Source organism: Nitrosomonas sp. Nm33, from assembly GCF_900107265.1.
Taxonomy (GTDB): Bacteria; Pseudomonadota; Gammaproteobacteria; order Burkholderiales; family Nitrosomonadaceae; genus Nitrosomonas.
On record NZ_FNPJ01000156.1, the window covers coordinates 1 to 1,663 of the forward strand.

The window sequence follows — 1,663 nt, forward strand, 5'->3', positions numbered from 1 at the left end:
GCTTCTTCCATTTCGCCACGGTCTTCTCGTTAATTCCGTGGCGTTTTGCCAATGCTTTCAGGCTCTCTTGACTATGTTGTATCGCTCGACGCACCGCCTCTGTCGTACGGGCGCTTCCATGCAGTACCTGTCCCATAATATGTCCCTCGATAATTGACTATATATTACTCCAGCACACCGTGGGACTAAACAACTAATAGCTTAAAGGGTTCTTAATGCCCCGCAGCTTGCGTCGAGCAGTATTCCAGAAACCAATTTTATTTTCAGAAAATAAAATTATATCCCAAAGGGTTTTTTTATGTTCCCTCAACAATCAGCTCATTTCCTTCTGTAGTTGACTTATAGTCAATCACATATAAATTGATTTTAATGTGTAGATGACCTATCCAGTAACATTTCGCCGTAAGGTATTAATCGTTCAAGAGAAGGGGGCCTTGCAATCGCGCAAGTGGCAAAGCGTTTTTGTATAGGTGTAGCCAGCGTGATGCGCTGGATCAAAACTCCCAATCCCGATGAGCTAAACCACCTCTTAATCTAGGCTGCTATCTATCCAACTTGTGCTGACGGGATACACGTTAACGGTAAGAGCTGATTTTGATGAACTGATCGAGCTTGCAAAGGGTAGCGATTGAAACAGCAAATCCGCCCGATCATTAAAGATCTGGCGAGTGCAAAGTGTAATTTTCTGTAGCAGTTGCTTCACATACTCTCAAAGAGATCTTGCATCCTTATCCTGCGTGCATCAGTAGCGCCTATCTCTTCGGGCGATACCTTGCATAGTTCCAATATTTTGAAAGACGCTTTCAGTTTATCCTCAATCTTCAAAGCTTCATCATTAAGGCTTTCTTCGATTGTCGTTAATGCCTTGTCGCAAAGACTACTTAATCGCCTTGTCTGTGCCTCTCGATAATCTTTCCTGCATCGGTTAACAGCTGCCCTAAATTCAGGGTCAGCCCGCCATACCGAAACCGTCTTTGGTGTGACGCCAAGCTGTTCAGCAACTTCTTTGCAAGTTTTACCAAGCGCCAGCAAGGTGACAGCTGTATACTGTTTTTCACTCAGTTCCATTAGAGAATCCTTTGAAAACCATAACAATTAATAACATTTACTAACTTTACCCGGTCAATCAGTATCAGAGTGCTCTTTTGTTAACAATTACTGACAATTTTCACGTTATGCCATCAGCGATTGATAATTATATACCCCATATAGGTATACTCGTGCTTGCCATGGAATGCGCCAAAGCACCTTGAACGATTTCACCTTGGCTTAAACGCTTTGCACCAAAATGTGATCGATCACATTTGCACGAAATCTAAAATACAATATTTATCAATAACTTGCAGAGGTGGTGTATCCGTGCTTGCCATGGAACGAGCTAAAGCACCTTGAATGATTTCACCTTGGCTTAAACGCTTTGCACCTCTTTGACATGGTCTAATGAATTCGGACAGCCCAGTTAAGGGAAAATGATCTTAACTGGAGGAAGAGATGGTAACGAGAAAGCAATACACAAAGGAATTCAAATTAGATGGAGTTAGTTTGGTACTGGATCAGGGCCACACGATATCAGAAGTATCTCGAAGCCTGGAAATCAACGGCAATATGCTCAGAAGGTGGATCAGGGAATATCAGGCAGATGATAATGAACAGGCATTCCGGG

General features: G+C 42.8%; 3 protein-coding genes. 1 reads left to right on the forward strand and 2 read right to left on the reverse strand.

The annotated features are described in order from the left end of the window. Both BLV54_RS15890 and BLV54_RS15190 read right to left on the reverse strand, forming a co-directional pair. The coding region (locus BLV54_RS15890) for a helix-turn-helix domain-containing protein (protein WP_339389399.1) at positions 1–136 on the reverse strand (136 nt) is incomplete at its 3' end. 563 nt (positions 137–699) lie between these two features. Next, positions 700–1,068, reverse strand: a complete 369-nt coding sequence (locus BLV54_RS15190; RefSeq protein WP_090572411.1) for a helix-turn-helix domain-containing protein — start codon at positions 1,066–1,068, stop codon at positions 700–702. A gap of 423 nt (positions 1,069–1,491) precedes the next feature. Here BLV54_RS15190 and BLV54_RS15195 point away from each other — a divergent pair. Beyond that, on the forward strand, positions 1,492–1,663 hold a 172-nt coding region (locus BLV54_RS15195), incomplete at its 3' end, for a transposase (RefSeq protein ID WP_143032559.1).